Raw genomic sequence first — 23,566 nt, 5'->3', positions numbered from 1 at the left:
GTGTAATCGTCTGTTTTCGTGCTCTTTTCCGCGGGCGGCGGCTGGCGGAAAAGCAAATGCGTTCGACTAGATGTGGCCCTTGCGCGGCATGGATGCCGCAGGCCGGTTTGCGCGTTTATTGCCTGGCTCCTTCATGGAGCCGGTATTCAGGATGGGCGGAGGCGTGCCGCCGCTTTGGTCGTGCGGTTTTGTGCGCGGTGGCTGCGCCTGGGTTCCGAGAGCGGCCTTGAAGGCTCCTGAAAGAGACGTGGCAGGAGCGCTGTCATGTCCGCGCAAAAGCGCGGTGGCGGCCGGATCGGTGCCTGAAATCTTGTTATCTTGAGACGCGGTGCGTCCGTTTGGAAAGCGTGCAGTCATGATGCAAATCCCATGTGTCAACCGGAAGAAACGGTCGGCGGATTCGCTCGTGAACTGCTTTGGTAATCTTAGAAAAGCTGAAGAACGAAAGCCGCCGTCAGGCCTGGCATGGCGCCGCGATGTACGGGCGCAGGCCAGCGAAGGAGGTAAGCATCTTGTTGTCCATTGCCGCCTCCAGCGGTTTTCGTTGATGGGATGCACCTTATAACCGTGTTGTTCGGGCTTGACCAGAGGACGCGTTTTCTCTGCTGCCATCTGCGGTTGTGTCGGCGCATGCGTGATCGTGCCCGCTCCGCAGGTGTGCGAAGCGGGAAATGAGGGGTGCGAAGAGGGGCAGGCGCTCCTCATCGCAACAGCCGTTTCAGTTTCGCCATCAGGCCGATACGCGCTGCCGGCGCGACCTGTCCGAGGTCGATATCCGGCAATTGGCCGCGATGCGGCCGTTGCGTCCGGTCCTCATGGATGAGGGGCGTTTTCACACCAAGGGTCAGCGCCCACGCTTCAAGCCTGCGGTCCTGCAGGGTAGGGCGTGTGGGGTCCAGTTGTGGAACGAAAAAATCGTCATTGCGGCCGTTTGGCCGCCGGGGGAAGCGGTTGTGCATCGCGAACGTCCTTGGGGAGCGGGAGGAAATCCCGACGGACTGCGATGGGTAGCTGCCTTGAAATGTTGTAGGAGCGTGCCGGACCGAGTCCGCCGTCAGGCCTTGTGGCCACCGGCGAGGAGCCAGATCATGTGATGTCGATACATTGTCATGCCTTTCTCCTTCGGTTCGCGTTGACAATGGCGGGCTTATACCCACAGTTGCAGCGACCCGCCACCCGTAATTACGCCTTTCGGTCGACACGTCCTCAGCTGTGTCCGGAAGGCAACACTCAGCCATGTCGAGAGACACAGCCGCATGCGTATCGCGCTTTACCAGCCAGACATTCCCGGAAACACCGGCGCCATTCTCCGTCTCGCCGCCTGCCTTGGCTTCACGGTCGATTTGATCGAGCCTGCCGGCTTTGATCTCTCCGACCGGAATCTGAAGCGCGCGGGGATGGATTATCTTGAGCGCGCCGCGCTCGCCCGCCATCCGTCCTGGGAAACGTTCGAGCTCTGGCGCAAGCGCGAGGGCCGGCGTCTTATCCTGTTCACCACCCGGGCCGAGGCGGGTTACACGGACTTTTCCTATGCCGATGGCGACATTCTTCTGTTCGGTCGGGAATCTTCCGGTGCGCCGGAAGCCGTCCACGCCGCCGCCGATGTGCGGCTGACCATTCCCATGAAAGAGGGCGCGCGCAGCCTCAACCTTGCGATGACGGCCGCGATGGCCGCCGGCGAGGCGCTCAGGCAGCTGCGATAGGTCATCATCCTGGGGCGTTTCACGCTGCATCGGGCTCTTTCCTTGGCTTCGGAAAGAGCTGCCTACGGGTTCAAGCCGACTTTAAGTCAATAGCCGCGAGGCGCGCATATGCTGTTCAGAAACGCAGTCTGAAACAGGCCGTCACGTATATCTGAAATCTTGGATGGAAGAGGCGGGAGGTCAGTCGGCGCTTGGTAATCGGCGCATCGTGAACTCGATCATGTCGCCGGGGCGTTCACACCAGCTTTCGATCTCTGTCCAGTAAGCCTGCTTGGGCCAGCGCTCCAGCCATTCGCGCGCTTTGTCGCGGGCCTGCGCGCGCGGCAGTGCAAAACTCTCCCGTAGAAATCCGTCGCGTGGCAGACGACCCGTCCTTGCGCGATGTTTGTCGAGGCTGCGTTTCAGCCCTTCCAGGGGTGGTTTTGCGGGCACACGCACGAAAGAACTCCTTGACCCGATTGATAAGAAGCTTAGGCAACGCTGTTGAAAAATGCGAGTCATTTGTGGGGCTGTCCGTTTCCTGCGGCGTTGCGTAGGATCGGGCGAAAGGAATGATGATGGAAAGACCAGAACTCCCTACCGGATTGCCGGACGATATCGAAGAAAAAAAAGCAGCCGCGCGCGCCTGGTTCGAAGAACTGCGCGACAAGCTGTGTTCAGCCTTTGAAAATCTTGAAGATGAGCTGACCGGGCCTTTGTCCACGCGCATGCCGGGCCGCTTCGAGCGCACGCCCTGGGAGCGCGACGGCGGTGAAGGCGGCGGGGGCGTCATGTCGATGATGCATGGCCGCGTTTTCGAGAAGGTCGGTATCCATGTCTCGACGGTTCATGGCGAGTTCTCTCCCGAGTTCCGCAAGCAGATACCGGGCGCGGAGCAGGATCCCCGCTTCTGGGCCTCCGGCATTTCGCTGATCGCCCATCCCCAGAACCCCCATGTGCCGGCCGTTCACATGAACACCCGCATGGTGGTGACCACCAGCCAGTGGTTTGGCGGCGGCGCAGATCTGACCCCGGTGCTTGACCGTCGTCGTTCGCAGGAAGACCCCGACACCGTGGCCTTTCACAAGGCCATGCGGTTCGTGTGTGAACGTCATGCCGGGATTGTCGACTACGAGAAATACAAGGCCTGGTGCGACGAGTATTTCTACCTGTCGCATCGCAAGGAACCGCGCGGCGTGGGCGGCATCTTCTATGACTGGCTCAAGACGCCGGACGAGAAGGGCGGCTGGCAGGCCGACTTTGATTTCACCCGCGATGTGGGACGCGCCTTTGCCGTCGCCTATCCGCATCTGGTGCGCAAGAACTTCAACACCAACTGGACTGAGGCCGACCGCGAAGAGCAGCTCGTGCGCCGGGGCCGTTATGTCGAGTTCAACCTGCTTTATGACCGTGGCACGATCTTCGGACTGAAGACCGGCGGCAATGTGAACTCCATCCTGTCCAGCATGCCGCCAGAGGTGAAGTGGCCCTAGCCGTAGCTGGCCGCTCAGTCATGCGATGCGGGCTGGCGTGATCTTTCGCCAAGAATATGGGGCGGGTGGGGTTCCTGACGGGAGCCGGCCCGTCCGTTTTCTTCAGGGGCGCATGGTGGCGAGTTTCAGCCCGAACCCGACGAACACCGTTCCGGTCACGGCTTTCAGCCAGCGCTGCATGCTGGCGCTGCCGCCAAGCGACTTCATGCTCGAGAACAGGAGCACGAGCGCCGAGAACCAGAGCACGTTCAGCAGCGAATGGATCGCCACCAGCGCAAACGCCCAGGACGTTGCATCCGCGCTTGCCGGAATGAACTGCGGAAAGGCGGCGAGATAGAACATTGAAACCTTGGGGTTCAGCGCGTTGGTCAGGAACCCTTCGAGCCCCGCCTTGGCGAGCGTGCGCCGCCTCTTGGCCGGGGTGATGGAGTGCGGTGCCGCAAGACCGCGCCATGCCTGCCACAGGGCCTTGATCCCGATATAGCAGAGATAGGCCGCGCCCAGCATTTTTACGATGAAGAAGAGCTGGGCCGACTGCACCAGAATGATCGATATGCCCAGAATGGAAAGAAGGCCGTGCACATAGAACGCGGCGAAGAAGCCCGCGACATTGGCAAAGCCCGCCGCCTTGCCGGAAGTCGGCACGGTTTTGGCGATCAGCACCCCGTTGGGGCCGGGTGACACGACGAGAAGCGCTGCTACGAGAGTGAAGGTTCCAAGCTCAAACAGTGTCATCAGGGTCACCTTGTCGGTTCATGCGGGACTGGGTGTGATGCTATATAGAAGGCAGTCCTTCGTTTTGTCCATCAACGGTGGAGCCGCGCTGCCCCATGCTGAAGATGCCCAGTTCCATCACCGGCCTCGTGCCTCACCCGTTGAGTGGCGACACGGTCTTGCAGCACGAGATCGCCGCAGAGCAGGCGTCGTCTCTGGGGCATGCAAGCCGGCGGGTCGAGAAGGCGCTGGCGCGGCTTTCCGAGGCGGATGAGAGTGATGTGGAGGCGCTCGACCGCCTGCTTCACGCGGCTGCCGATGCGGTTCATGGCTATTTCATTCAGCGCGAATTGTGCGGATTGCGCAGGCATGACGATGTCATCAAGGACATGGCCATCCCGGGCAGGGTTCTGGCCCGATTGGGCGCGACCTGACAACCAGGCCGCATCCGCCTCTGGCCTGCCGAATCCCGCATTCTGGCCCGCTTGCCGTTGCCGCGTTGCGATGGCAGTCCCGGTCTGCAAACAGATGCAGGCAGAAGAGATTGCGCAATGGAAAACCGGTACGGCACGCTGGCCTCCTGGGTCTATCACCTCGACAAGCCCATTGGCCGCTCCTTCGGCGATATCGAGTTTTATCGTGATCGTCTGGCAGGTTGCAGCGGTCCCGTCCTTGAGCCTGCGGCCGGCAATGGCCGGGTGCTGATTCCGCTTCTTGAAGCTGGCTTCGATATCCGTGGTTTCGACGCGTCGGACGAGATGGTCGCCCATTGCCGGGCGGAGTGCGCGAAGAGAGGGCTGTCGGCGCCGGTTGATATCCAGCGCTTCGAGACGTTCTCCTACCCTGAGCGATTTGAGGCCATCATCATTCCCGCCGGTTCGTTCCAGCTTGTCACGGAGCCGGAGGCAGCACTTGGCGTCCTTCGGCGATTCCATGAGGCTCTTTGTCCCGGCGGACGCCTGCTGCTCGATCTCGATCCGCTTGCTTCGCTTGCCGATACCTCACGCACAGCCCGTCACTGGCGCGACGGGGACAGTCTTCTGACACTGTCAGAACAGCGTGTGGAAACCTGCTTTCAGCGCCAGACCATGCTTTCCCACCTGCGTTACGAGCAGTGGCGCGATGACGTTCTCGTGGCGAGTGAGCTGCAGCTCTTCCATCTGCGCCTATGGGGTGTTCTGGAGATGGAACTCGCCCTGAAAGCCGCGGGTTTCAAGGAAATTCGCGTCCATGGCGACTATTGCACCGATGAGAAGCCGGGGCCTGAGGCAGTCAGCTTCACCTTCGAGGCGGTCGCCGGCGCGTGATCTGGTCGGCAGGTGTCAGGATGGTGGGAAGCGCGTTCGTTGAAAAATAAGAGTTTTTTACTCACCTTTATTCATTGTGTTTTACCCGCGACAATCTGCCATCTAAAGCCGCCCCCGTCTGGACAAGTTCCTGCGTGGCGCATAGAAACCATCGAAAAATGCCGGGGGTAGAACCGGGCAGTTTTGCCATGCGTGGTGAAATGCCCGTGTTTGAGGTGCAATGAGGCTTCCCGACCGGCCGAACTGAGGTGAAAGGATCGCAGTCCCGTGAGCGCTACCGATTCGACCGAACATACAAGGCGTGACTTTCTTTATGTCGCCACAGGCGTTGCCGGTGCCGTTGGCATCGCCGGCGTCGCATGGCCGTTCATCGACCAGATGCGGCCAGATGCGTCCACCCGGGCGCTGGCGTCTATTCAGGTAGACGTGTCCGGCGTTGAGCCCGGCATGTCCCTGACCGTGAAATGGCGCGGCCGGCCTGTGTTCATCCGCAACCGGACTGAGAAGGAAATTGAGGAAGCCAAGGCTGTTGCTCTGGCCGACCTCAAGGACCCGATCGCACGCAATGCCAACATTGCTGCCGATGCACCGGCGACGGACATCGACCGCTCGGCGGGCGAGGGCAAGGAAAACTGGCTCGTCATGGTTGGCGTCTGCACCCATCTGGGCTGCGTGCCGCTCGGCCAGGCCGGTGATTTCGGCGGCTGGTTCTGCCCGTGCCATGGTTCGCACTACGACACCGCTGGCCGCATCCGCAAAGGTCCGGCTCCAGAAAACCTGGCGGTTCCGACTTTTGAATTCGTGTCCGACACCGTCATCCAGGTCGGCTAAGGCTTGGCGAGAGGGGATTTTCAATGAGCGCTGGACATTCGACCTATACGCCCAAGACCGGCCTCGGCCGCTGGATGGATGCGCGTTTGCCGCTTCCGCGTCTGGTCTATGATTCTTTCGTGGCCTATCCGGTGCCACGCAACCTCAACTATGCATACACCTTCGGCGGCATCCTTTCGCTGATGCTGGTGGCGCAGATCGTGACCGGCATCGTGCTGGCCATGCATTATGCGGCCAACACCGAAGTTGCCTTTGTTTCCGTCGAGAAGATCATGCGCGACGTCAACTCCGGTTGGCTGCTGCGCTACCTGCACTCCAACGGCGCGTCGATGTTCTTCATCGCCGTCTATGTGCACATCTTCCGCGGCCTCTACTACGGTTCCTACAAGGCGCCGCGCGAGATGCTGTGGATCCTCGGCTGCATCATCTACCTGCTGATGATGGCGACCGCCTTCATGGGCTACGTGCTTCCGTGGGGCCAGATGAGCTTCTGGGGCGCAACGGTCATCACCGGCTTCTTCACCGCCATTCCATTGGTGGGTGAGTGGATCCAGCAGCTGCTTCTGGGTGGCTTCGCCGTCGACAACCCGACGCTGAACCGCTTCTTCTCGCTGCACTACCTGCTGCCCTTCATGATCGCCGGCGTTGTCGTCCTGCACGTGTGGGCGCTGCATGTGACCGGTCAGACCAACCCAACCGGCATCGAAGTGAAGCAGAAGACCGACACCGTGGCCTTCACGCCCTATGCGACCGTCAAGGACGCGTTCGCCATGGTCGTGTTCATGCTCCTGTTCGCCTACTTCGTCTTCTACATTCCGAACTACATGGGGCACCCCGACAACTACATCGAGGCTGACGCTCTGAAGACCCCGGCGCACATCGTTCCCGAATGGTACTTCCTGCCGTTCTACGCGATCCTGCGTGCGATCACCTTCAACATCGGACCGATCGACTCCAAGCTGGGCGGCGTTCTGGCCATGTTCGGCGCCATCGCAGTCCTGTTTGTCGTGCCCTGGCTCGACACCTCGAAGGTTCGTTCGGCTGTCTACCGTCCGTGGTTCAAGCTCTTCTTCTGGCTTTTCGTCGTGAACGCCGTCTTCCTCGGCTGGCTCGGCTCGCGTCCGGCAGAAGGCATCTACGTGGCGATGGCACAGGGTGCGACGCTGTACTACTTCGCCTTCTTCATCGTGATCATGCCGGTTCTCGGTCTGGTCGAGACGCCCCGCCGTTTGCCCAATTCCATCACGGAAGCGGTGCTTGAGAAGAAGTCCTCCGCCGGCGCGCCGGCCACCGAACAGGCAAAGGGCTGAGCGAGAGAATGCGCAAAGGGATTTTCGAAATGAAGAACGTCCTCAACGGATTGGCCGCGCTCGGTCTCGGTCTGGCTGTCGCTACGGCAGCCGATGCCGCCGAGTTCCCGATCAAGAAGCCGGTCGAGCAGGACTGGTCGTTTGCCGGCCCGTTCGGCACCTACGACAAGGGCCAGCTGCAGCGCGGCTTCAAGGTCTACCGCGAGGTCTGCGCGGCGTGTCACTCGATGAATCTTGTGGCGTTCCGCAACCTCACCGATCTCGGCTACTCCGACGCCCAGGTGCGTGCGATTGCAGCCGAGTATGAGGTCGAGGACGGCCCGGACGATGCCGGCGACATGTTCATGCGCCCGGCAAAGCCGTCGGACCGCTTCCCGGCTCCGTTCGCCAACCCGCAGCAGGCGGCCGCCTCCAACAGCGGTGCAGTCCCCCCGGACTTCTCGCTGATTGCCAAGGCGCGCGCTGTCGAGCGTGGTTTCCCGACCTTCGTCTTCGACATCTTCACCCAGTATGCCGAGGCAGGCCCGGATTACATCCACGCCCTGCTGACCGGTTACAGTGACGATACCGAAGGGCACGAAGTTCCGGCTGGCACCTACTACAACCCGTACTTCCTCTCCTCGGCTTCGCTGGCCATGGCGCCGCCGCTCTCCGAGGGCATGGTGACCTATGATGACGGTGCGCCCGAGACGGTCGATCAGTATGCGCGCGACATCTCCGCATTCCTGATGTGGGCAGCCGAGCCGCACATGGAAGCACGCAAGTCCACGGGCTTCGTGGTCATGATCTTCCTGCTGCTCTTCGGCGGTCTGGTCTACCTGACCAAGCGCAAGATCTGGTCTGACGCACACTGACGCGCCGGCCACATAAAGAGATTTGAAAGGGCGCCGCCGGCGCCCTTTTCTTTTGCGCGATGATGCAGTTTACAGTCAGGTGAAAAGGCCTGATCTCGCGCAGACAGGGCAACAGCAGACCACCTATCGTTTCACCGTTCTGTCTGAAGGTGAAGCGGACAATCAGGCGAAACAGGGCAGGGCACATGGCAGCTTCGCAGACACTTCAGGAAACCCTTCTTTCCGCAATCCGCACGATCCCGGACTATCCGAAACCCGGCGTGATGTTCCGCGACATCACCACGCTTCTGGGCAATGCGCGCGCCTTCCGCCGTGCGGTAGATGAGCTGGTGCACCCCTATGCCGGCACCAAGATCGACAAGATCGCCGGCATTGAGGCGCGTGGCTTCATTCTGGGCGGCGCCATGGCGCACCAGCTGTCGTCGGGCTTTGTTCCGATCCGCAAGAAGGGAAAGCTGCCGCACGACACCGTGCGCGTGGCCTACAGCCTCGAATACGGCATCGATGAGATGGAGATGCACAAGGACGCGGTGAAGCCGGGCGAGAAGGTTCTTCTGGTCGATGACTTGATCGCCACCGGTGGCACCGCCGAAGGCGCGGTGAAGCTTCTGACCCAGATGGGTGCGGAAATCGTCGCAGCCTGCTTCGTGATCGATCTGCCGGACCTGGGCGGCCGCGCCAAGCTCGAAGCGCTTGGGGTCGACGTCCATACCCTGATCGCCTTCGAAGGCGATTGAATACTGTTGTTCCTTGAAGTTTTTCAGTATATCGTCATAAGGAGTTGTTTTTATTTAATTATATTATAATTTAGATATATATAGATGAGATTGTCTTTTTTGTTGGTGCTCTTCGCTATTGGCGGAGAGCTCTCCACTGCGTGTTTGGCGCAGGAGGGGGCTGTCATTCATTTCCCGGTCGGCTCGACGGGTGACGCGGAAACCGATGCTCAGTGGGGGCTTGCCCGGATCAATGCCCACACGGCTCACAGGGCCGGGTTCACGGGCAGGGGCATCCTGGTCGGCTTGCTCGACACCGGAGCCGACGCTCTTCACCAAGAGCTTTTCGGGCGGGTTTCATGGGGGTCGTTTGATCTTCGTGGCCCCATGTATGTCAGCGGTGACCCTGTTGGACATGGCACGATGGTGGGGAGTGTTCTGGCCGGTAACAGGGACGGAAACGGTATGCATGGTGTGGCTTATCACGCCACTCTCGTATCCGTTCAGTTGTCGCAGTCCGACCCTCTCGACCTCACATTCGCTTTCTCCTTCATGTATGCGCTGGAGATGAATGTCGACCTCATCAATGCTTCGTTCGGGCTGGAGACTTATGTGCCTCTGTACCCCGGCGATGATCCCCGGGTTCTCAGCCCTCTGCCTTACACTCTGTTCGCGGTGCATGAAGCCGCCCGTGCGGGGATCCTGACAGTCTGGGCGGCGGGCAATCATGGCCGCGAATCTGTTGCGCTTCTTCCGAGCCTCCCGCTTGTCTTTCCTGAACTGGAAAGCACCACGCTTGCTGTCACCGCAGTCAATGCGGATGGGCGGCTCGCTTACTATGCCAACAAATGCGGCTTCGCCGCCCGTTGGTGTCTGGCCGCGCCTGGCGGAGAGGCCGGTGCATCAAATGGCATCTATGCGGCCCGGACAGGGGGAGGTTATCTCTCCGGCATGGGCACTTCGCTGGCTGCACCGCATGTCACCGGCGGGCTCGCAATCGCGCGTCAGATGTTTCCGCAGGCTGATACGCGCGACATACGCAAGCTGATCCTTCGCACCGCGCTAGATATCGGTGATCCGGGCGTCGATCCGGTTTTCGGCTGGGGCCTGCTTGACCTGGGCAATCTGACGGAAACCATTTCCCCGGCCGGGCGCAGTATCTTTGCCGCTGCTTCCCGAAGCAGGCACATGGCGATGGCGCAGGCGGCACGCGCGCCTTTTGACACCATGCGGCGGCGCGCACCGTTGAACGACCGGCTCTGGGTGAGTGGCAGTTTCCTGCATTCCAGAACTTCCGTCTCACCCGGTTTTCCAGAGGCGCGAGCGAGCATCAGGACGCTCTACACGGGGGTCGATCTGATCGATCAGGTCAATGTTACCGCCGGCATTGGCGTTGGCTACGCTGAGGTGGGCACCAGTGAGCGTGCCACTGCCAACACCGCGCATGCGAAAGGCGTGCATGGTTTCGCCTATGGGACCTGGGATATTGGCGACTGGCGCCTGCGGGCCAGCGCGGGCGTCAGTCGTTTCCGCCAGACCCACACGCGGCGCACCATCCCGGGCCTTGCCGGCACGGTGACCGCGCTGCGCCAACCGGTGGCGCAGTCACACAATGTCGCCCATGGTGGTTTCGGAACGATCGAGGCCGGGTATCGTCAGACTTCCGGTTGGGGAGACGCAACGCTCTTTGCTCATTTGTCGGGGATCACCCAGCGCTTTGGGCCGGCACATGAAACGGGGCTGGAACTGCTCGGTCAGAATGTGAGCGCCGGCCGCACCACCACGGTTGAAACCGGCCCGGGCATCCGCCTGTCCGGCAGGTTCGGTCTGGCGGGCTGGGAGGTCGAGCCGGGACTGGAACTTGCTTACACGCGTGTTCTCAAGCCGGGCGCTTTCGCCGTCGATACCACGCTTCTGGGCCGTGTGCTGGAAGCGCGGGCCGAAGGGGTGGGGCGTGACAGGCTTGATATCGCGGCGAAGCTGGATCTGAATTTGCCGGAAACCGGTGCGTCCGCCAGAATTGGCTATGCCGGCGCGTTTTACGGGACCGGCAATCAGCACCAGGTTTCGCTCGGCCTGTCGGTCAGCTATTGACTGCGGCCTTCATCAGAACGCCGTTGTCGAACTGCATCACCGTTTCGCCGTCGCCATTGCAGGCGGCGGCCATCAGCGTCACCAGATGCCAGCCGGGGCGTGAGGCGAGCGGACGATGCGCCGTTGCCGTCCGGGTGAAGGTGATCGTGTCGCCTTCAAAGACGGGCTTTAGCCATTTCAGGTTGGAGAAGCCGGGGGAGGGGCCGAATTCGGGTTTCTCGCCGGGGCCGTCCCATGCGCCATGGGCGTCGCGCTCAATGGCTTCCAGATTGTAGCGCATCCACATGGAGCAGGTGTGCCAGCCAGAGGCGCACAGGCGTCCGAACACGCTGTCGCGTGCGGCTTCCGGGTCCGTGTGGAAAGGCTGCGGATCATAGGCGCGGGCGAAGGCGATGATCTCTTCGGCGCTGAATGTGTGCGTGCCCAGCGTCACGGTTTCGCCAAGCCTCAGGAAGCGGTCGATACTCATGCTGCCGCTCCCGTCGCACGCATCCTGAACATGATCGGGTTCTCCATCTCCATCACCGTCTCACCGCGCTGGTTGGTCACCAGATGGCGAAACGTCACCAGGCCGATGCCCGGGCGCGATTTGAGCGGACGGCGCTCCAGCACCGTTGTCTGGCCGCTGAGCGTATCTCCGGCGATGACGGGGCGCTTCCAGCGCGCATCGGTGATGCCGGGCGAGCCCTGAGACGTGGAATCGACCAGAAACGCGTCATAGAGCATCCGCATGAACATGGCGCAGCTGTGCCAGCCGGAGGCCGCCAGACCGCCCAGTATGCTGGCCTTGCCAGCTTCTTCGTCCAGATGCATGGGTTGCGCGTCGAACTGTCTTGCAAACGCGATGATCTCTTCTGCGCTCACGGTCTTCTCGCCGAACGGGATTGTCAGTCCCGGCTCAAGATCCTCGAACGCCCACTTCTTGTCTGTCATTATTGCTTCCTGTTCAGGCTTGAACCTTATGGCCGCAAGCGCGGCCTTCTTCAAGGTCCTGGCCCTAGAGCCAGCCGCGCCCCTTGAAATACCAGAAGGGAAGCACTGCCGAGAGGACCATCACGACAAGGGCCAGAGGGTAGCCATAGGTCCATTGCAGCTCGGGCATGAACTCGAAGTTCATGCCGTAGATCGACGCGACGAGGGTGGGCGGCAGGAACACCACCGCCACCACCGAGAAGATCTTGATGATGGCGCTCTGTTCGATGCTGATCATGCCAAGCGTGGCGTCGAGCAGGAAGTTGATCTTGTGGGAGAGGCTGGAAGCGTGAACGGAAAGCGCTTCAACATCGCGCGACAGCGTTTTGATATGGGCGCGCAGCTCCTTGCTGTTCTTTGCCGATACGGCGCTGAAGAAGGTGGCAAGACGCTGCATCGTGAGCAGGCTTTCCTGCAGGTTGGCGAGCAGGTCTTCCTTGCCGCCGATCCTGCGCAGAATGATCTGAAAGCTGCGGTCGCGGCTGGAGGCTTTCTTTTCCGACGGATGGAAAATGCCCTTGGAGAGTTCCTGAACTTCGCGGCCGGCGCGTTCGAGAATATCAGCGAGCCGTTCCACCACGGCGTCGAGCAGGTTGATCAGAACCGCCTCGCCGGTGGCGCAGCCAAGGGCGCTCTTTTCCGCCCGCTGCGGAAATGTCTGGAACGCACGGGGCTCGTGAAAGCGTACGGTGACCAGCGGCTTGCCCGGCGACAGGATGAACGTCACCGGCCCCATCTCGGGCTGATCCTTCTCGCTCTGTGCGGGCAGGGTGGTGGTCATGAAGTGCGCGCCGTCTTCGCTGTAGAGGCGGCTGGAGACCTCGATCTCCTCCATGTCCTTGCGGTTTGGCACGTCGATTCCGAGCCAGTCCTCGACGGTTTTTTCTTCTTCGTCGGTCGGGGCGAGCAGGTCTAACCAGACGATCTTTTCACGCTCGGCGTCTGCAAATTCGACAGGCTTAAGGCGTTGGTTCTCAAAAATAAAAGTCTTAATCACATCTACTCTCCTGCAAAATCCCGGGGCGACCATTTCCGGCTATTGTGACGCCGTCAAGACATGATGCCGGGATGTGCAGAAGACAGGGGGTGCAGCCTGTCGGCGACACCCCCGTTATTCATTGTGGTCCGTGGTGCTTCAGGTGTTGAACTTGAACAGCATCACGTCGCCGTCAACCACGACATATTCCTTGCCCTCGTCGCGCGCCTTGCCGGCGTCGCGGGCGGCGACTTCACCGCCAAGGGTCACGAAATCATCATAGCCGATGGTCTGGGCGCGGATGAAACCACGCTCGAAATCCGTGTGGATCACACCGGCAGCCTGCGGGGCCTTGGCACCCTTGTGCACGGTCCAGGCGCGGGTTTCCTTCGGGCCGGACGTGAAGAAGGTGATCAGGTCGAGAAGTTCGTAGCCGGCCCGGATCAGGCGGTCGAGGCCCGGCTCTTCCAGTCCCATGGCGTCCAGATACTCGACGGCTTCTTCATCGGAAAGCTGGGCGACTTCGGCCTCGATGGCGGCGGAGATGACGACGGTGCCGGCGCCCTGCGCAGCAGCCATTTCTTCCACGCGCTTGGTCTGGGCATTGCCCTCGGCTGCATCGCCTTCCGCCACGTTGCACACATAGAGAACGGGCTTGGAGGTGAGAAGGTTCAGGCTGCGCAGGATCTTCAGATCTTCGGCTGCAATGCCGTCGAGCAGCACGCGCACCGGCTTGCCGTCCTGCAGCAGTGCAAGCGACTGCTCCATCATCGGCAGAAGCGTCTGGGCTTCCTTGTCCTTGCCGGTTGCGCGCTTCTGCATCTGCTGCGTGCGGCGCTCAAGGCTCTCCAGGTCGGCAAGCATCAGCTCGGTCTCGACCGTCTCCGCATCGGCGACCGGGTCGATCCGGCCTTCCACATGGGTGATGTCGTCATCCTCGAAGCAGCGCAGCACATGAACGATGGCGTCCACTTCGCGAATGTTGGCGAGGAACTGGTTGCCGAGCCCTTCACCCTTGGACGCGCCACGCACCAGGCCGGCGATGTCGACAAAGGAAATGCGGGTCGGGATGACCTCCTTGGAGCCGGTCACGGCGGAGATCTTCTTCAGGCGCGGGTCGGGCACCGCCACCTCGCCCGTATTGGGCTCGATGGTGCAGAAGGGGTAGTTGGCGGCCTGTGCGGCTGCCGTCTTGGTGAGCGCGTTGAAGAGCGTCGATTTGCCGACATTGGGCAGACCGACGATGCCGCATTTGAAACCCATTTCCTATTCCTTCTGGCCGAGGAGTTTCTTCAGCATGGCCGCCATGGGGCCATTTTCCGGTATTGAGGCCGATGGCCCCTGTTGCCGCGCCTGGCGGATGTGGCTCTGCTTCCGGGCGGGCTTCTTTTCCTGTTTGGCGGCCGGCTCAGCGCCGGACCCTTTCACCGCGAGGCTGACGCGGTTCATGAAACCCGACTCGTCACCCTCGGCCAGCATGGCGATGTTGTCTGCCACCGTGTCGAGAAGCGGTTCGAGCCAGGCCTGGTCCGCCTTGGCGAAATCGCCCAGCACATGCGCATTCACGCGCGCCTTGTCGCCGGGATGGCCAATGCCGATGCGCACGCGGCGATAGTCCTTGCCGCAATGGGCGTCGATGGACTTGATGCCGTTGTGTCCGCCCGAACCGCCACCGGTCTTCAGGCGCAGCTTGCCGGGGGCAAGGTCCAGCTCGTCATAAAAGACGATCAGGTCTTCAAGACCGACCTTGTAGAACCGCATGGCTTCGCCGATCGCCTGGCCGGAAAGGTTCATGAAGGTCTGCGGTTTGATCAGCAGCACCTTCTCGCCGCCGATGCGCCCTTCGGCCACCAGCGCGTTGAATTTCTTTGACCATGACGAAAAATTATGGCGGCGCGCAATCGCGTCCGCCGCCATAAAACCGACATTGTGCCGGTGCCGTTCGTATTGCTGGCCGGGATTGCCGAGCCCTGCAATAAGCAGCATGAGATCTTGCAGGAAAGGGGAGGATTACTCCTCGCCCTCGCCCTCCTTCTCTTCCGAACCGGCTTCTTCGCCCTCGGCAGCTTCTTCCGACTTGAGGCCGGCCGGTGCTGCGACGGTTGCGATGGTGAAGTCGCGGTCGGTGATGGTGGGTTCCACACCTGCCGGCAGCTTGACTGCGGAGATATGTGCGGAATCGCCGATATCCATGCCAGCCAGATCAACCTCGATGTACTCGGGGATCGCCGTAGCCGGGCAGGTGAACTCGACTTCGTGACGAACGACGTTGAGAACGCCGCCGCGCTTGATGCCGGGTGCGGTTTCTTCGTTGATGAAGTGAACCGGCACGTTGACGGTCACGACGGTGCCCTTGCCGATGCGCAGGAAGTCCACATGCATCAGGAAGTCGCGGACGGGATCAAGCTGGTAATCCTTCGGGAGGACCTTGATCTTCTTGCCGTCGACGTCGATCGTCGCGATCGTGGTGAGGAAGCCACCGGCGTGGATCTTCATGAACACTTCCTTGTAGGGAAGCGTGATGGAGATGGGGGCATCCTTGTCGCCGTAGATCACGGCGGGAATCTTTCCGTTGCGCCGAATAGCCCGGGCGGACCCCTTACCGACCCGTTCGCGCGCCTCGGCCTTCAGCTCATAGCTCTGGCTCATGGCCTGTCCTTTCATGTTGTGGAGCGCTTTCAGGCGAACCTGAAAACGTGAAAGCTGTCCGAAACGGAACCGGACGGCGCTACAAGCGCTGCCTGAAGACCGAATTGTATCGGGCGAACTTCCATCCGCGGTGCCTCCAAGGGTGTCTACGCGGACGGCGGGTCTATAGCCGATGGAGGGGGCGTGCGCAAGGGCGCAACGCCTTTTACGGCACGGCGGCGGGCTGTATCGGCTGTGTTTTCTGCCGGCCCGGCTTCTCACCGCCCGTACGTGCATCATATGCAGCGCGTGCGGCCTCCATCCGGCCCGCATTGTCGAGTGCGAACTGTTGCAGCACGGAAAGCGGTTCGGCGAGCTCGTGACCGAACGGGGTGAGTCGGTATTCCACGCTGGGCGGCACCGTCGGATATTCGATGCGCTCCACGAACCCGTCACGCACCAGCGCGCGCAGCGATGCGGTCAGAACCTTCTGGGAGATGCCGTCCACGCGCCGTTTTAGCTCGTTGAAGCGTAGCGGTTCCCCGCGCAGGCGTCCGATGATGAGCGATGTCCACTTGTCGCCGATGAGGGACAGGATTTCGCTGATCGGGCGGCAGCTCTCGGATATGTGCCCATGACGCGGTTTCATAAAGGTGCCTTCTTGCAACGGGTTTCCTGCTGTCAGATATAGGCTTGGTTACCAAAGGATACCACCGGGATTTTGACCCCGGCCGGACAGAGGAATGAAAATGAAGAAAGTTTTGGTTCTCGTCGGCTCCAATCGCAGGGAGTCGATCAATCTCAAATTCGCGCAGGCGCTTGAGAAGCTTGCGGAGGGGCAGCTCGAATTCGAGTATTTCGACCTGTCCACGCTGCCGATGTACAATGATGACGACGCTGCGGATTATCCTGCGGCTGCTCAGCACCTCAAGGATCGAATCGGCGCAAATGATGGTCTTCTGATCGTCACGCCGGAGCACAACCGTTCCATTCCCGCCATTCTGAAGAATGCCATCGACTGGGGTTCGCGTCCCTGGGGCATGAACAGCTGGACCGGTCGGCCGACGGCCGTTGTGGGCGCCAGCCCGGGCGCAATGGGCGCCATCGCCGCGCAGATCCACCTGCGCTCCATTCTGGTAAGCCTTGGCGCAACGCTGATGACCAGCCCCGAGGTCTATCTGCAGATGAAGCCCGACCTCATCGACGGGAACAACGACATCACCAATGAGGACACCAGGGCCTTCCTGGCCGGGTTCGTCGACAGGTTCTCTGCGTGGGTCGGCGCTGATGCGGAGCGCGCCGCCGCCTGACTTCATCAGACAAGAGCCATAAAAAAAGCCGGCCACAGGGGCCGGCTTTTTTGTGTCGATGGTAGCGGTTCAGTCGAACAGGCTCGAAACCGATTCTTCCGATGCCGTGCGCGAGATCGCCTCACCGATCAGGTCGGCAATGGTGATCGTGCGAATGTTTGGTGCTGCTTCCACCGCAGAGCTCGGCTGAATGGAGTCCGTGATGACCAGCTCCTTGAGCCGCGAGCCACTGATGCGCGCTGCTGCGCCGCCCGAAAGCACACCATGGGTGATGTAGGCGGTGACGCTGGTTGCGCCATTGTTGAGCAGTGCGTCAGCCGCGTTGCACAGCGTGCCGCCCGAGTCGACGATATCGTCGATCAGCAGACAGTCCTTGCCACTGACATCACCGATCACGTTCATGACTTCAGACTCGCCCGGCCGATCGCGGCGCTTGTCCACGATGGCAAGCGGCGCATCGATGCGCTTTGCCAGCGAGCGCGCCCGCACCACACCGCCCACGTCCGGCGAAACCACCATGACGTTGGAGGGCGTGTAGTTGGCCTTCACGTCGCGCGCCATCACGGGCACGGCGAAAAGGTTGTCGGTGGGGATGTCGAAGAAGCCCTGGATCTGGCCTGCATGCAGGTCCAGCGTCAGAACGCGGTCAGCGCCTGCCTGGGTGATCAGGTTCGAGACCAGCTTTGCCGAGATCGGCGTACGGCCCGATGTGCGCCGGTCCTGCCTTGCATAGCCGAAATAGGGCAGCACCGCAGTGATGCGGCGGGCCGAAGAACGGCGGAAGGCATCGATCATGATGAGAAGTTCCATCAGGTGATCGTTGGCCGGATATGCGGTCGACTGCAGGACGAAGACGTCCTCGCCGCGCACATTTTCCTGGATTTCGACGAAAATTTCCTGGTCCGCGAAACGTTTGACCGTCGCTTTGCCAAGAGAAATGTTGAGATAGCGGGAGACGGCCTCTGCCAAAACCCGGTTGGAATTGCCCGCAAAGAGCTTCATGGAATGTCCTCGGAGAACGCCTTGACGCTTGCCCGCGCTTTTAACGGGGTGAGACTGTATTGCAAAGGGAGTGACGGAAAAAAACGCATTTTAAGCCAGAACTGTGTGGAAATGTCCCACCTGCTGTTCTTCGCGTCTGTTATCCGGTTTTCTTCCCGAACCAGTTTTTGTCGGCTATCGAGTTGCAAAGGCAGTTTAGGCCCCTCGGGGGCCTGCGGCTAGCCCTGCCGCTGCGCGAGCCAGGCGGAGAGCTGGCTCATCGTGGAGTCGGCCACAGCTTCCATCGTCGTGCTGGTAACGGAAGACCAGCCATCGCCGCTGCCGCCGGGAGCTGCCTGCTGGCCCTGAATGCGATGGAGCCGGTTGCCGGACGGATCGAGCACATCCCAGACATAGATCACCGTGGTCTTGCCGCCATCGGCGATCGCCGAGAAATAGCCCTTCATTACCATCGGTGCACTGGCGCCCTGCGGCACGATTGCTATGCCGCTCTGGCGCGCACGCGCTTCCAGACGGCGCGAGAGCGCCGGTACGGCCTGCGCGGTCGCGCCGACAACCGGGGCGAACTGGATCCGCTGGTTGCCCGTGACGGCCTGAATGGGCGCTGCCGCAGCCTGTGTGGCGGGATCGGTCGTGGCCGCAAGTGCAGTCGCCAATGGCGCTTCCTGTGGTGTCGCCGCCTGCTGTGTAGCCGCGCCGGGAACGGAGGCTTCCGGCGTCGGCCCCGAATTCATGTCGAGCACGGAGCCCGTGTTGCAGCCGGCAAGGCTTGCAGCACCCAAAAGGGCAAGGCCCGTTATGATGCGCTTTGCGTGAATGCGACGGTCCCCCGAATACTCTTGGTTGTACATCGTCATATTGCCTCTACCGGGTGATCAGGTCCAGCCCGTAGCGCGAAAGCGGCTCGGGGCTTCATCCGTTGTCAGGTAGGTGCGGCCAAGGCACATGGCGTTGCCGGTTTCCGAATCCATGATGATCATGTGCGCGAACAGCGTCATGCCCGGCGCGATGGGTTCGCTGTTGCCGGCATAGAACATCTGCGGGTCCATCCATGAGGGCGCAAAGCGGGCACCAAGGGAATAGCCGCAGGCGTTCAGGCGGTGCTTGGTCAGGCCGTGAGCCTCCATCACGCGGGCGTGCGCGTCAAACACGTCACCGAATGTGTTGCCCGGCATCATCGCCTTCTGCACGGCGGTCAGCGCATCGCGCGCGGCGTCGAACAGTTCCTGATGGCGCTTGGAGACCTTGCCGGTCAGCACGGTCTGCATCATTGCCGCGTGGTAATGGTGATAGACGCCGGCCCATTCGAGCGTGAGCTGGTCGTTCTTGTTGAGCTTGCGGCGGCCGGCCTTGTAGCGGCACAGAAGCGCATCTTCGCCCGAACCGATGATGAACTCATTGGCCGGGTAATCGCCGCCACCGGCCAGAACCGCGCCCTGCATGGCGGCGAGAATGGCGGCCTCGTCGCCTCCCTGCTTGATCAGGGGGAGGGCGGCGTCCAGCGCCTCGTCACCGAGTTTGGCGGCCCGCTTCACCTTTTTGATCTCGGCCTCGCTCTTGAAGAGCCTGAGGCGGCTCACGAGGTCGGAAGCGTCTTCGATCTTGCCGAAGGTCTGGAGTTGCTCGTCCAGCAGGCGCGTGTTGCGGCCGGTCAGGCCATGCGTGTCATATTCCACGCCGATGCGCGCGCCCAGAAGATCGAGATCATTGAGGAGATTGCGCAGGTCGGCGGCCGGGTTGGCGTCGTGCCGGTCGGTCCACAGAACGATGTTCTCGATGGTGGAGGTGTGCCGCGCCTGCCGCAGATCGGCCGAACGCGTGAGAAGCACCATCGAGCCATCGGCCTTCGCCACAAGGCACTGGAAGAAGCAGAAGCCGAACGTGTCGTATCCGGTCAGCCAGTACATGCTCTCCTGAGCGAAAAGCAGCATCGCATCGAGCTTGCGCTCGGCCATTTCGATGACGAGGCGATCGCGTCGGGAATCGAATTCTGCCTGTTCAAAATGAAGCGCCATCAAATGTCCTCCAAGACGATCGCTGAAATCTGGCGTCCGTAATCGGCTTCACCGCGATGCGTGGCGCGGCGATAGGAATAGAAATGCTCTTCTTCTTCATAGGTGCAGCGGCCAAGCTGTGCGGCGTTCACGCCCGCCGCCGTCAGCCGCGCCACCGTGTAGCCGTTGAGGTCGAACAGCGCGTGGCCCGGCTTGTCCGACGCGCGAAACCAGATCTGATTGGCCGGATTGTGGTTCACGAACCGCTCGACGAACTCCGGCCCCACTTCATAATTTGCCTGGCTGATGGAGGGGCCGAGCACGGCGGTGATATTCTCCCGCTCCGCGCCAAGCAGCTCCATCGCCGCAATCGTGTTTTCCAGAATGCCGGTCAGCGCGCCTTTCCAGCCGGCATGGGCGGCGGCGATGACCCGCGCCGTGTCGTCAGCAAACAGGATCGGCCCGCAATCGGCGGCCAGCGCGCCAAGCGCAAGGCCCGGCCGGTTTGTCACCAGCGCATCGGCCTGCGGGCGTTCGGAACCGAAAGCTTCGTCGACGATGATCGCATGCGGCGAGTGAACCTGATGGACTGTGAGGAGATTGTCGGGCGCAACGCCCAGCCATTCGGCCACGCGGCGGCGGTTTTCCGTCACCGTTTCGCGCTCGTCGCTGGACCCGTAGCCGACATTCAGCCCGTCATAAAGTCCGGTCGAGACGCCGCCTGCACGGGTGAAGAACCCGTGCGCCACGCCATTTTCCCCGGCGCGGTCCAAAAGCGGCGACCGCAGGGGCTCCGGTCTCGTATTCTCGTGCATGCGCCGCCTTCTCAGATAGTCTCAAGCGGGCGGATCGTGAGGCAGGGGCGAAACCAAGTCAATGCGGCGAAACGAATGGTGGAACCGTCACTGTGGATGACGTTACGGCCAGAACCTTGAACAGCGTGCCCATTTGCTCAGGCCCGGCCAGCCGCTCCACGGCGTTGCGGATTGCCTGCTGTTCCGTGCCGTTCTTGTTGGCGCCCAGTCGCCCGGCGCGCTCCAGAATGCCGAGCCCGATGAGGAAGTCGCCCTGATCCATCAGCGCTGCGGCGAGCCCTTCATCCCTTGCGGCGCGTGCAAGGGCGGAAAAGTCCACATGCGCCGTCAGGTCCGCCTTGCCCTGGTCCTTCAGGATATTCGTGTAGGCATGGCTGCGCATGGCCTGAAGCGTGTCGCCGGGGGCGGGCGTCGCATAGCCGTAATCGATGAAGAGGGCCGCGCCGCCCTCAGTGCGAATGCGTTCCGCCATGCGTGTCATCAGCGCGTTGCGTGCCGGTGCGAGCTCGACAATGGCTCCAGGGGGCGCTTCTTTTGCACCGGGCGGCAGAAGCGTCTCATCGGCTGCGCCTGCGCCGGCCATGAATGAAAGCCGGTCATTGGCGTCGAGGCCGACCGTGCGTTCGCGCCAGCCCGAATCGGTCTTTACGTACTGGCGCACCGGAATGGCGTCGAAGAGCTCATTGCCGATGATGAAGAGCGGGCCGTCCGGCAGCGCGTCGATATCGGTGATCCACCGGGGAGAAGCGCCGGATGCCGCGAGCGTCTTGCGCTGCACCTCGCTCAGCCTTGGGCTCGCTTCGATCATGTAGAGGCGCATCTGCCGGCTGAACGCCGGGTCGATCTTTGCCCAGGTTCGCAGCATGTCCTTCATGAGCGTGCCCCGGCCGGGGCCGATCTCTGCAAGGATGGGATTGCCCGGCGCGCCGCTGGCCTTCCAGGCGGTGTAGAGCCAGACGGCGCACAGTTCGCCGAACATCTGGCTGATCTCGGGCGCGGTGGTGAAGTCGCCTGCCGCGCCAAAAGGCTCGCGCGTCGTGTAGTAGCCCTGTTCGGGGTCGAACAGGCAAAGCGCCATGTAATCCGCGACGCTCATCGGCCCCGTCGTCGCGATCTGCGCCCTGATGCGCTCTTCCAGTGTTTTCATAGGGCTGTCGCCGGAGCGGCCTTGGCCCGTGCCCGCAACATTGCCCAGACGCCCACCAGCACCATCGGTGTCGAGAGCACCATGCCCATGGTGAGCCAGTCGCCCGCCAGATAACCGATATGCGCGTCCGGCTCGCGGAAGAATTCGACAATGATGCGCGACAGGCCGTAGCCGCACACAAACGCGCCGGCGACGAAGCCCGGCATCTTGAGCTTCAGCCCCTTATGGGTGAGAAGGCGCAGAACCACGAACAGCACCAGCCCTTCGAGTGCTGCCTCGTAAAGCTGGCTTGGGTGGCGCGGCTCCGGTCCGCCATTGGGGAAGACGAAGGCCCAGGGCGCGTCCGTCACCCGGCCCCACAGTTCCGAATTGATGAAGTTGGCGACCCGCACGAGGCCGAGCCCGATGGGCACAACGGCGGAAATCGTGTCGAACAGGCTCCATGCATTGATGCCGCGCTTTTTCGCAAAGAGAAGCATGGCGAGCGTGACGCCGAGCAGCCCGCCGTGAAACGACATGCCGCCTTCCCACACGGCGAGTATGTCGAGCGGGTTCGCGATGTAGCGGGGGAGATCGTAGAAGAGAATGTAGCCAATGCGTCCGCCGGCCACGATGCCGATGGCGGCCCACAGAACGAAATCGTCGAGATCCGTGACCGTCATCGCCGGCTTGCCGCCGGCCCAGAGACGCTCGTTCGAAACCAGCCGGCGCGCATACCACCAGCCGAGCAGAATGCCGACCACATAGCCAAGCCCGTACCAGTGAATGGCAAGCGGTCCCACCTGTAGCGCCACCGGGTCTATGTTGGGGAAGGGCAGGGCGGCCAGCGGCGTCATCAGATAGTCGGTCAATCGGGCCTCCCGGCGCGTGAATTCAGACGCGGCAGGTATTGCGGAGCATCGGGGCGAGGTCAAGGCGCGCAGTGCCGCGGCTTCTCATCTTCAATCTGGAGAAGGCGCTAAGGCTTTCAGCCTAGTCGCTACCTCAAGTCCCGAGGCGTAGAATTCCGGCTCCCCAGTCTCGGCAACACGATTTCTCGATAAGGAGCAGTATCAACCCCGGGAGGTAATGATGACCGATACCAAGTGGATGATCAGGGGACGTGAATTTATTCACTGCAACTGCGCTTATGGATGTCCATGCCAGTTCAATGCCCGGCCCACACATGGAGGCTGTCACGCTGTCGGGGTGGTGCATATCGATGAAGGCCGGCATGGCGACGTCAAACTCGACGGTCTGAGCATGGCCATGATCGTGTCATGGCCGGGCGCCATTCACGAAGGCCATGGGAGTGTCGTGCCCATCATAGATGAGCGCGCGGATGAAAAGCAGCGCGAGGCAATGCTGCGGATCATGAGCGGTGAGGACACGGAGCCCGGCGCAACGTTCTTCCAGGTTTTCTCAACCACCTATGAGAAAGTGCATGATCCGGTTTTCGCAAAGATCGATTCCGATGTGGACGTCACTGGCCGCTCGGCGACGCTGAACGTGCCCGGCTTGATCGAGGCGCGCGGTGAGCCGATCATCAATCCGGTTAGCGGCCAGCCACACAACGCACGCATCAACCTGCCGAACGGCTTTGAATATGATGTCTGCGAGGTCGGACGCGGCTGGGCGGACACGCAGGGGCCGATTGCAATGTCGATACCCGACTCGCACGCCCACTTTTCCAGGGTCCACATGACCGGCGAGGGCGTTGTTCACTGACCTGATCCTTCGAG

27 protein-coding genes and 1 pseudogene are annotated in these 23,566 nt (G+C 61.6%); 11 read left to right on the top strand and 17 right to left on the bottom strand.

From position 1 onward, the window contains the following. Window positions 1–66 precede the first annotated feature (66 nt). Together DEJ54_RS23270 and DEJ54_RS18355 are read right to left on the bottom strand one after the other, a co-directional pair. Window positions 67–612, bottom strand: a complete 546-nt coding sequence (locus tag DEJ54_RS23270; protein WP_162742341.1) for a hypothetical protein — start codon at window positions 610–612, stop codon at window positions 67–69. Window positions 613–701: 89 nt separating this feature from the next. Further along, window positions 702–959 (bottom strand): hypothetical protein, encoded by a 258-nt coding sequence (locus DEJ54_RS18355; protein ID WP_113155829.1) that lies wholly within the window; start codon window positions 957–959, stop codon window positions 702–704. A gap of 297 nt (window positions 960–1,256) precedes the next feature. Here DEJ54_RS18355 and DEJ54_RS18350 point away from each other — a divergent pair, with 297 nt between their 5' ends. After that, a complete protein-coding gene (locus tag DEJ54_RS18350; RefSeq protein ID WP_113155828.1) occupies window positions 1,257–1,703 on the top strand; it encodes a tRNA (cytidine(34)-2'-O)-methyltransferase in 447 nt (148 codons plus the stop codon). A gap of 180 nt (window positions 1,704–1,883) precedes the next feature. On the opposite strand, the gene DEJ54_RS18345 is transcribed toward DEJ54_RS18350, so the two are convergent. Continuing rightward, window positions 1,884–2,141: a hypothetical protein gene (locus DEJ54_RS18345; protein ID WP_113155827.1), complete on the bottom strand. Its 258-nt coding sequence runs from the start codon at window positions 2,139–2,141 to the stop codon at window positions 1,884–1,886. A gap of 119 nt (window positions 2,142–2,260) precedes the next feature. Between DEJ54_RS18345 and hemF the strand changes: the two genes are divergently transcribed. Further along, complete coding sequence (gene hemF / locus DEJ54_RS18340; protein ID WP_113156393.1) at window positions 2,261–3,175, top strand: oxygen-dependent coproporphyrinogen oxidase; 915 nt, start codon at window positions 2,261–2,263, stop codon at window positions 3,173–3,175. A gap of 102 nt (window positions 3,176–3,277) precedes the next feature. Here hemF and DEJ54_RS18335 read toward each other — a convergent pair whose 3' ends face one another. Further along, a complete protein-coding gene (locus DEJ54_RS18335) occupies window positions 3,278–3,910 on the bottom strand; it encodes a LysE family translocator (RefSeq protein ID WP_113155826.1) in 633 nt (210 codons plus the stop codon). A gap of 95 nt (window positions 3,911–4,005) precedes the next feature. Here DEJ54_RS18335 and DEJ54_RS18330 point away from each other — a divergent pair, with 95 nt between their 5' ends. The 7 genes from DEJ54_RS18330 to DEJ54_RS18300 all read left to right on the top strand — a co-directional run bounded on the left by DEJ54_RS18330 (window position 4,006) and on the right by DEJ54_RS18300 (window position 11,001). Continuing rightward, window positions 4,006–4,323 carry a DUF6665 family protein gene (locus tag DEJ54_RS18330; protein WP_113155825.1) on the top strand — a complete coding sequence of 106 codons (318 nt, stop codon included), beginning with the start codon at window positions 4,006–4,008 and terminating at the stop codon, window positions 4,321–4,323. A gap of 117 nt (window positions 4,324–4,440) precedes the next feature. Beyond that, window positions 4,441–5,196, top strand: coding sequence for a bifunctional 2-polyprenyl-6-hydroxyphenol methylase/3-demethylubiquinol 3-O-methyltransferase UbiG (locus DEJ54_RS18325; protein WP_113155824.1), 756 nt, complete (start codon window positions 4,441–4,443; stop codon window positions 5,194–5,196). A 267-nt stretch (window positions 5,197–5,463) separates the two neighbouring features. Continuing rightward, complete coding sequence (petA, locus tag DEJ54_RS18320; RefSeq protein ID WP_113155823.1) at window positions 5,464–6,027, top strand: ubiquinol-cytochrome c reductase iron-sulfur subunit; 564 nt, start codon at window positions 5,464–5,466, stop codon at window positions 6,025–6,027. 23 nt (window positions 6,028–6,050) lie between these two features. Further along, window positions 6,051–7,337 (top strand): cytochrome b/b6, encoded by a 1,287-nt coding sequence (locus DEJ54_RS18315; RefSeq protein WP_113155822.1) that lies wholly within the window; start codon window positions 6,051–6,053, stop codon window positions 7,335–7,337. Between the two features lie 29 nt (window positions 7,338–7,366). Then, the gene (locus tag DEJ54_RS18310; RefSeq protein WP_113156392.1) at window positions 7,367–8,191 is read left to right on the top strand and encodes a cytochrome c1; all 825 of its coding nucleotides are present in this window, start codon (window positions 7,367–7,369) and stop codon (window positions 8,189–8,191) included. Between the two features lie 185 nt (window positions 8,192–8,376). Then, the gene (locus DEJ54_RS18305; RefSeq protein ID WP_113155821.1) at window positions 8,377–8,928 is read left to right on the top strand and encodes an adenine phosphoribosyltransferase; all 552 of its coding nucleotides are present in this window, start codon (window positions 8,377–8,379) and stop codon (window positions 8,926–8,928) included. A gap of 84 nt (window positions 8,929–9,012) precedes the next feature. After that, window positions 9,013–11,001: a S8 family serine peptidase gene (locus tag DEJ54_RS18300; RefSeq protein WP_113155820.1), complete on the top strand. Its 1,989-nt coding sequence runs from the start codon at window positions 9,013–9,015 to the stop codon at window positions 10,999–11,001. Here DEJ54_RS18300 and DEJ54_RS18295 read toward each other — a convergent pair. From DEJ54_RS18295 to DEJ54_RS18265, 7 genes are all read right to left on the bottom strand, one after another. After that, a complete protein-coding gene (locus DEJ54_RS18295; RefSeq protein WP_113155819.1) occupies window positions 10,991–11,470 on the bottom strand; it encodes a MaoC family dehydratase in 480 nt (159 codons plus the stop codon). The genes DEJ54_RS18300 and DEJ54_RS18295 overlap by 11 nt on opposite strands. After that, on the bottom strand, window positions 11,467–11,934 hold the full coding sequence (locus DEJ54_RS18290; protein WP_113156391.1) for a MaoC family dehydratase: 468 nt from the start codon (window positions 11,932–11,934) through the stop codon (window positions 11,467–11,469). Before DEJ54_RS18290 ends, DEJ54_RS18295 begins: the two co-directional genes overlap by 4 nt. A gap of 64 nt (window positions 11,935–11,998) precedes the next feature. Further along, window positions 11,999–12,970, bottom strand: coding sequence for a magnesium/cobalt transporter CorA (corA, locus tag DEJ54_RS18285; RefSeq protein WP_113155818.1), 972 nt, complete (start codon window positions 12,968–12,970; stop codon window positions 11,999–12,001). Between the two features lie 138 nt (window positions 12,971–13,108). Continuing rightward, complete coding sequence (ychF, locus tag DEJ54_RS18280; RefSeq protein ID WP_113155817.1) at window positions 13,109–14,212, bottom strand: redox-regulated ATPase YchF; 1,104 nt, start codon at window positions 14,210–14,212, stop codon at window positions 13,109–13,111. A 3-nt stretch (window positions 14,213–14,215) separates the two neighbouring features. Continuing rightward, window positions 14,216–14,935, bottom strand: a complete 720-nt coding sequence (gene pth / locus DEJ54_RS18275; protein ID WP_113155816.1) for an aminoacyl-tRNA hydrolase — start codon at window positions 14,933–14,935, stop codon at window positions 14,216–14,218. A 24-nt stretch (window positions 14,936–14,959) separates the two neighbouring features. After that, a complete protein-coding gene (locus DEJ54_RS18270; RefSeq protein ID WP_113156390.1) occupies window positions 14,960–15,598 on the bottom strand; it encodes a 50S ribosomal protein L25/general stress protein Ctc in 639 nt (212 codons plus the stop codon). Window positions 15,599–15,803: 205 nt separating this feature from the next. Next, entirely contained in the window at window positions 15,804–16,226 is a 423-nt protein-coding gene (locus tag DEJ54_RS18265; RefSeq protein WP_113155815.1) for a helix-turn-helix domain-containing protein, read from the bottom strand. Window positions 16,227–16,326: 100 nt separating this feature from the next. Here DEJ54_RS18265 and DEJ54_RS18260 point away from each other — a divergent pair, with 100 nt between their 5' ends. Further along, on the top strand, window positions 16,327–16,887 hold the full coding sequence (locus DEJ54_RS18260; RefSeq protein WP_113156389.1) for an NADPH-dependent FMN reductase: 561 nt from the start codon (window positions 16,327–16,329) through the stop codon (window positions 16,885–16,887). Window positions 16,888–16,956: 69 nt separating this feature from the next. Here the strand turns inward: DEJ54_RS18260 and DEJ54_RS18255 are convergent, their stop codons facing one another. The 6 genes and pseudogenes from DEJ54_RS18255 to lgt all read right to left on the bottom strand — a co-directional run bounded on the left by DEJ54_RS18255 (window position 16,957) and on the right by lgt (window position 22,681). Continuing rightward, a complete protein-coding gene (locus tag DEJ54_RS18255) occupies window positions 16,957–17,889 on the bottom strand; it encodes a ribose-phosphate pyrophosphokinase (protein ID WP_113155814.1) in 933 nt (310 codons plus the stop codon). A gap of 218 nt (window positions 17,890–18,107) precedes the next feature. Then, window positions 18,108–18,746 carry a hypothetical protein gene (locus DEJ54_RS18250; RefSeq protein ID WP_245447624.1) on the bottom strand — a complete coding sequence of 213 codons (639 nt, stop codon included), beginning with the start codon at window positions 18,744–18,746 and terminating at the stop codon, window positions 18,108–18,110. Window positions 18,747–18,753: 7 nt separating this feature from the next. Then, window positions 18,754–19,904: pseudogene (locus DEJ54_RS18245) on the bottom strand (M24 family metallopeptidase). Next, a complete protein-coding gene (gene pgeF, locus DEJ54_RS18240; protein WP_113155812.1) occupies window positions 19,904–20,698 on the bottom strand; it encodes a peptidoglycan editing factor PgeF in 795 nt (264 codons plus the stop codon). The pseudogene DEJ54_RS18245 and the gene pgeF overlap by 1 nt, the downstream one beginning before the upstream one ends. 58 nt (window positions 20,699–20,756) lie before the next feature. Then, window positions 20,757–21,845: a class I SAM-dependent methyltransferase gene (locus DEJ54_RS18235; RefSeq protein WP_113155811.1), complete on the bottom strand. Its 1,089-nt coding sequence runs from the start codon at window positions 21,843–21,845 to the stop codon at window positions 20,757–20,759. After that, the gene (gene lgt / locus DEJ54_RS18230) at window positions 21,842–22,681 is read right to left on the bottom strand and encodes a prolipoprotein diacylglyceryl transferase (RefSeq protein WP_113156388.1); all 840 of its coding nucleotides are present in this window, start codon (window positions 22,679–22,681) and stop codon (window positions 21,842–21,844) included. The genes DEJ54_RS18235 and lgt overlap by 4 nt, the downstream gene beginning before the upstream one ends. Before the next feature lie 235 nt (window positions 22,682–22,916). Between lgt and DEJ54_RS18225 the strand changes: the two genes are divergently transcribed. Continuing rightward, the gene (locus DEJ54_RS18225) at window positions 22,917–23,552 is read left to right on the top strand and encodes a DUF1326 domain-containing protein (RefSeq protein WP_113156387.1); all 636 of its coding nucleotides are present in this window, start codon (window positions 22,917–22,919) and stop codon (window positions 23,550–23,552) included. The last annotated feature ends 14 nt before the right edge of the window (window positions 23,553–23,566 follow it).

The sequence above is a fragment of the Nitratireductor sp. OM-1 genome, assembly GCF_003296175.1.
Lineage (GTDB): Bacteria > Pseudomonadota > Alphaproteobacteria > Rhizobiales > Rhizobiaceae > Nitratireductor > Nitratireductor aquimarinus.
Note: the sequence above shows the minus strand (reverse complement) of the source record. Positions and strands in the feature narration are given on the sequence as shown.

Excerpts from the sequence above, each read along its gene's own strand:
- DEJ54_RS18355 (WP_113155829.1), bottom strand. The coding sequence starts at position 959 with ATGCACAACCGCTTCCCCCGGCGGCCAAACGGCCGCAATGACGATTTT.
- DEJ54_RS18350 (WP_113155828.1), top strand. The coding sequence starts at position 1,257 with ATGCGTATCGCGCTTTACCAGCCAGACATTCCCGGAAACACCGGCGCC.
- DEJ54_RS18315 (WP_113155822.1), top strand. The coding sequence starts at position 6,051 with ATGAGCGCTGGACATTCGACCTATACGCCCAAGACCGGCCTCGGCCGC.
- hemF (WP_113156393.1), top strand. The coding sequence starts at position 2,261 with ATGGAAAGACCAGAACTCCCTACCGGATTGCCGGACGATATCGAAGAA.
- DEJ54_RS18305 (WP_113155821.1), top strand. The coding sequence starts at position 8,377 with ATGGCAGCTTCGCAGACACTTCAGGAAACCCTTCTTTCCGCAATCCGC.
- DEJ54_RS18335 (WP_113155826.1), bottom strand. The coding sequence starts at position 3,910 with ATGACACTGTTTGAGCTTGGAACCTTCACTCTCGTAGCAGCGCTTCTC.
- DEJ54_RS18310 (WP_113156392.1), top strand. The coding sequence starts at position 7,367 with ATGAAGAACGTCCTCAACGGATTGGCCGCGCTCGGTCTCGGTCTGGCT.
- pgeF (WP_113155812.1), bottom strand. The coding sequence starts at position 20,698 with ATGCACGAGAATACGAGACCGGAGCCCCTGCGGTCGCCGCTTTTGGAC.
- DEJ54_RS23270 (WP_162742341.1), bottom strand. The coding sequence starts at position 612 with ATGGCAGCAGAGAAAACGCGTCCTCTGGTCAAGCCCGAACAACACGGT.
- DEJ54_RS18265 (WP_113155815.1), bottom strand. The coding sequence starts at position 16,226 with ATGAAACCGCGTCATGGGCACATATCCGAGAGCTGCCGCCCGATCAGC.
- lgt (WP_113156388.1), bottom strand. The coding sequence starts at position 22,681 with ATGACGCCGCTGGCCGCCCTGCCCTTCCCCAACATAGACCCGGTGGCG.
- DEJ54_RS18260 (WP_113156389.1), top strand. The coding sequence starts at position 16,327 with ATGAAGAAAGTTTTGGTTCTCGTCGGCTCCAATCGCAGGGAGTCGATC.
- DEJ54_RS18325 (WP_113155824.1), top strand. The coding sequence starts at position 4,441 with ATGGAAAACCGGTACGGCACGCTGGCCTCCTGGGTCTATCACCTCGAC.
- DEJ54_RS18330 (WP_113155825.1), top strand. The coding sequence starts at position 4,006 with ATGCTGAAGATGCCCAGTTCCATCACCGGCCTCGTGCCTCACCCGTTG.
- DEJ54_RS18255 (WP_113155814.1), bottom strand. The coding sequence starts at position 17,889 with ATGAAGCTCTTTGCGGGCAATTCCAACCGGGTTTTGGCAGAGGCCGTC.
- DEJ54_RS18300 (WP_113155820.1), top strand. The coding sequence starts at position 9,013 with ATGAGATTGTCTTTTTTGTTGGTGCTCTTCGCTATTGGCGGAGAGCTC.
- DEJ54_RS18225 (WP_113156387.1), top strand. The coding sequence starts at position 22,917 with ATGACCGATACCAAGTGGATGATCAGGGGACGTGAATTTATTCACTGC.
- ychF (WP_113155817.1), bottom strand. The coding sequence starts at position 14,212 with ATGGGTTTCAAATGCGGCATCGTCGGTCTGCCCAATGTCGGCAAATCG.
- pth (WP_113155816.1), bottom strand. The coding sequence starts at position 14,935 with ATGCTGCTTATTGCAGGGCTCGGCAATCCCGGCCAGCAATACGAACGG.
- DEJ54_RS18270 (WP_113156390.1), bottom strand. The coding sequence starts at position 15,598 with ATGAGCCAGAGCTATGAGCTGAAGGCCGAGGCGCGCGAACGGGTCGGT.
- DEJ54_RS18250 (WP_245447624.1), bottom strand. The coding sequence starts at position 18,746 with ATGACGATGTACAACCAAGAGTATTCGGGGGACCGTCGCATTCACGCA.
- DEJ54_RS18235 (WP_113155811.1), bottom strand. The coding sequence starts at position 21,845 with ATGAAAACACTGGAAGAGCGCATCAGGGCGCAGATCGCGACGACGGGG.
- DEJ54_RS18295 (WP_113155819.1), bottom strand. The coding sequence starts at position 11,470 with ATGAGTATCGACCGCTTCCTGAGGCTTGGCGAAACCGTGACGCTGGGC.
- DEJ54_RS18290 (WP_113156391.1), bottom strand. The coding sequence starts at position 11,934 with ATGACAGACAAGAAGTGGGCGTTCGAGGATCTTGAGCCGGGACTGACA.